At 68.5% G+C, this 4,219-nt stretch carries 3 protein-coding genes, 1 tRNA gene and 1 pseudogene; 2 read left to right on the forward strand and 3 right to left on the reverse strand.

Annotated elements, in window-relative coordinates; translation table 11 throughout:
• On the reverse strand, positions 1-610 hold a 610-nt coding region (locus tag DM816_RS40540), incomplete at its 3' end, for a GAF domain-containing protein (protein ID WP_162908366.1).
• 666 nt (positions 611-1,276) lie between these two features.
• Between DM816_RS40540 and DM816_RS40545 the strand changes: the two genes are divergently transcribed.
• Together DM816_RS40545 and DM816_RS40550 are read left to right on the forward strand one after the other, a co-directional pair.
• Positions 1,277-1,744, forward strand: a complete 468-nt coding sequence (locus DM816_RS40545; protein WP_117215759.1) for an STAS domain-containing protein — start codon at positions 1,277-1,279, stop codon at positions 1,742-1,744.
• A gap of 488 nt (positions 1,745-2,232) precedes the next feature.
• Positions 2,233-3,417, forward strand: coding sequence for a PQQ-dependent sugar dehydrogenase (locus DM816_RS40550; RefSeq protein ID WP_117215760.1), 1,185 nt, complete (start codon positions 2,233-2,235; stop codon positions 3,415-3,417).
• Between the two features lie 382 nt (positions 3,418-3,799).
• Here the strand turns inward: DM816_RS40550 and DM816_RS40555 are convergent.
• Positions 3,800-3,873, reverse strand: a tRNA-Ala gene (locus DM816_RS40555).
• A gap of 92 nt (positions 3,874-3,965) precedes the next feature.
• Positions 3,966-4,219, reverse strand: a pseudogene (locus DM816_RS40560) (divisome protein SepX/GlpR); the annotation flags it as partial.

Below are 4,219 nucleotides of genomic sequence, written 5' to 3' on the forward strand. Positions count from 1 at the left end.
CGATCAGCATGCCAGTAGCCTGGTGCACCACCGGATGGGCACCACCAACCGGCTCCGGCCCACCCAACCCCACCCCACCCTGACCAGCCACGCCCAAACCCTGACCAGCCACGCCCGCCCCGGCCATGTCGTGCCCGGCCATGCTCGAACCGTGCCCGGCCATGCCGTGTCCGGTCATGCCGTGTCCGGCCAGATCGAGTAGCAACGCGCACGCCGTGTCCGCCAGAATCCGCGCACCGGCCAACTGCCCACCATCAAGACCGCCAGGCTGTGACCGGTACAGGTCCATCACCCCCAGCCGGATTCCACCAGCCTGCAGCGGCACCGCGAACACCGCCCTCACCCCAGCCTGGGCAGCGGCCGGTGCGAACATCGGCCAACGGGCCAGGAACGCAGCGTCGGTGATATCCGCCGCCAGCACCACACCACCGGCCAGCGCATCCACGCCAGGACCTTCACCCAGCGTCAAAGCCAGCTCTTCCGCCACCGCAGCGACCGGATCACTGACATACACCGCCTCACGTGGTGTGGCCGCAGCCGTCACCACGATCGCCGCGCTGTCCACTTCGGCCACTCTGATCGCCGTTTCGCAGACATGCCGAAGCTCCACCGGCGCACCCCGGGCACACTCGACAACCAGACCCCATAGCCGCACCCGGCGGTCAGCATCCATCGCAGCGTCCGATCCGGACATCGTCTGATAGCCGCAGCGACACCACGCGTGCTGCCTCCGATACCCTAACGGTTCGCAAGGCCGCGAAAGACACGGCAACGTCAGACAAGGACCAGATCAAACGCGACTAGCCCAGGCGGCTGTCCACAACCATCCTACCCCCGCCCATTCCGCCTCCTAGCCGTTCCGCCCCCGGCCGTTGCGCGCACCGCCGCTCACGCCGCCACGCCGACAACCGCCCCAAACTCCACCACACCTGACAGGCTCCCCACCAGGACCTCATCGACCGACAACGGCCGCCGGAACGGGGCGCGACATACCGAAACCGCAGACGTTGCACGAGTTTGTCTCACCCTGGCTGGTGCCCACAGGCACCCACGACCACCAAACACACACCATCACGGCAGGCCTGCATGGTTCCTCGTTCCGCTCAGCGGTGACAGGCGGTAACCTAAGGTGACCGCGCTGCACTGGACATGCGCGGCCAGCCGAGCCCGCAACAATCGCCCACCATCACACGGGTGTGCTGCTCCTCGGCGTTGGGCCTGGTCCCCGCCCTCCAACCCGCACTCTCACGAACCGCCGTTGGGCTTGGAGCACCACATGCCTATTCCCACTTCGCCAGTCACCGCACCCGCATCGTTGCACCTGCAAACCCGACACACGACCCCTCACACAGTCGTCGTGACCGTGACCGGAGAAATCGATCTGGCCACCGCACCCGACCTACATACCGCACTCCTGAAAGCATTGATCGCTCACCGTCCCACCGTCATCAACGTCGACCTGACCACATGCACGTTCCTGGACTGCTCCGGCCTCAGAGTCCTCCTCGCCGCACACACCACCGCCCAAACCACCGGGTGCCAAATATGGATCAAACATCCACAGCCATTCGTGCGCCTCATACTGGAAGTGACCAAACTGCTCGAGATGTTCACCACCGACGACGACATGGCCAGGCAGACCACACCCCGCCACGATCCGGCCACCACCGCCTCGGGCACGCCCACCGAGCAGGAGAAGGCGAAGGAGAAACAGAAAACGTCTTCCCTCCTGGCCGCCGCCTGACTTTCATCCTGCCTGCGGATGCCCCGCCTCATGGGGCCTGTACACCGCGGGCGGCCCCGCACCTCGCCACATATGCCGAGGGCTACCGAACATCGATCCGGCGCGGGGCCCCGGACAGCTGCAGGCAAGCCACCGCCGACCACACACCGCGCGGTATCACCGGCATGGAGCGCGGCAACGCGCGCCCAGATAGGCCAGAATGTGCTGAACACGAACCAGATCGCCGGTCGTAGCGGCCAGCAGCATCACCGCGTCCGCAGCACCCGGTCGGCGACCCGCAAGCGACGCGGCCGGCTGTCCCAGCCGTGCACGCAATCCCCAGCCGGTTAGCCGGTGCTCCGCTCTCCTTGGGAACGCAGCGCCTGTTCGCGTAATCTCCAGCAGAGATCACCAGGCGGCCCGCCGCCGGAGCCGGGCCGGCGTTGCCAGCAGGCACGACGGGGCACTAGGGCGATCGGCTGAACCGTAACACCCGCTTGGAGGAGCTCATGGCGATCACGCATTGGCGCCGGACACTGACAACCGTCCTGGTGGCCGGCCTCGTCGCCGGTTGCGACGGCGGCTCGCCGGAAACCGCCGACATGACCGCCAGGCCGCAGGCTGGAGGACTGGCCGTGGAGACCGTCGTGGCCGGGCTGGAGCATCCATGGGACATCGGCTTTCTGCCCGACGGGCGCATCCTGCTCACCGAGCGGCCGGCCCGGTTCCGGCTCGTCGACGGCGGCACGGCCAACGAGGTACGGGCCGACCTCGCCGACGTGTTCGTCCGCGGCGAGGGCGGGCTGATGGGCCTGGTAATCCACCCGGACTTCGCCCAGACTCGCGAGTTCACCACCTGCCAGACCCACCAGCAGAACGGTCAGCCGGTGGATGTACGCCTGGTCACCTGGCAGCTGTCGCCGGACGCGGCGAGCGCCACTCGCGTGCGCGACCTACTGACCGGACTTCCGATCAGCACCGGCCGGCATTCGGGCTGCCGTCCGACGATCGCCGCAGACGGCGCGCTGCTGGTCGGCACCGGCGACGTGGCGCGGCCATCGCACCCGCAGGACCGGCGCAGCCTTGGCGGCAAGGTACTGCGCATCGACCTGCGCACCGGCGAGGGCCTACCGGACAATCCGTTCTCGTCGTCGCCCGACGCCAACGAGCGGCGCGTCTACAGCTACGGCCACCGCAACGTCCAGGGCGTCGCCGTGCGGCCCGGCTCGGGCCAGGTGTTCACCACCGAGCACGGGCCGAGCGGGTTCGACGAGATGAACCGCATCCGACCCGGCGGCAACTACGGCTGGGACCCGTCGCGCGGCGGCACCGTCCAGACGTACGACGAGAGCGTGCCCATGACCGACCGCGAACGCTTCCCCGACGCGGTCCTGCCGCTGTGGACTTCGGGCCAGACCTCGACAGAGGCGCCGTCCGGGGCCGCGTTCCTCAACGGTACGCAGTGGGGCCCGCTGAACGGCCGGCTGGCCGTCGTCGCGCTGCGCGGGCAGAAAACCCTGCTGTTCCAGCTCGACGAGACCGGCGACCGGGTGATCGACCTGGCGTTACCGACCGAGCTCAACGACGCCTACGGCCGGCTGCGCGGCGTGCGCAGCGGCCCGGACGGCGCCCTCTACATCACCACCTCCAACGGCACCGACGACCGCCTCCTCCGCATCACACCCCGGACCTGACGCCCTCGCCCCGCGGCCTCCGCTCGTCGTCAGTGCCTTCCCAACAGCGACCACGACGCACCCGAAAGATAAGTCAGCACCGCCAAGTGGGTGCCGCTGGCCGAGGTGGCCTCATTGGAACCCACCCGAACTGCCCGCACTGATCGGCGAGGCGGCACACTGGGCCAAGGACCGCTGGTAGAGACACACGACAATGCTCAAGGCATCCCTGACGAGCCGGCCGGGACGCTCACACGGGCTTCCGACCGCATGATCAATACGTCGGGCCGATCATTGGGATCCAGTCACCAGCAATACACCCAACGATGGACGTGACAAACCATTTGGGATGACCGGCGAACATAGCGATGGCGGTACACGGTTCGCGTACCGCCATGTCAGGTGGAGATGAGGGGACTCGAACCCCTGACCCCCTCGATGCGAACGAGGTGCGCTACCAGACTGCGCCACATCCCCAATTGGGTTGCCCGCCAGACGGAACCCGCCGGACGGACCGCACAACGTTAGCACACTCCCATCCCACCGTCGCACGCGGTTTGGATCGGCCGTCACGCGGCCGGGCCCACGTCGTATGCGCGTCCCCGTACGCCCGGGTGGCGCCGGTATGAGATGGTCGCGACCCGCTTGCCGCGCTCGGCCCGTGCCGCCGCGGCGGCCTGCTCGGCGAGCACCCGCATGGCCTCCTGCGCGCGCAGCAGTTCCTCTTCCAGCTGACGCGCCGCCTCCCGCCGCGCCTCGGCGCGCCGCCGCTGGGCTTCGCGCACCAGGGCCTGCTGCTCGGCGAGCCACACCGCCTGCCGCG

The organism is Allorhizocola rhizosphaerae (assembly GCF_003426775.1).
In the GTDB taxonomy this organism is placed as follows: Bacteria; Actinomycetota; Actinomycetes; order Mycobacteriales; family Micromonosporaceae; genus Allorhizocola; species Allorhizocola rhizosphaerae.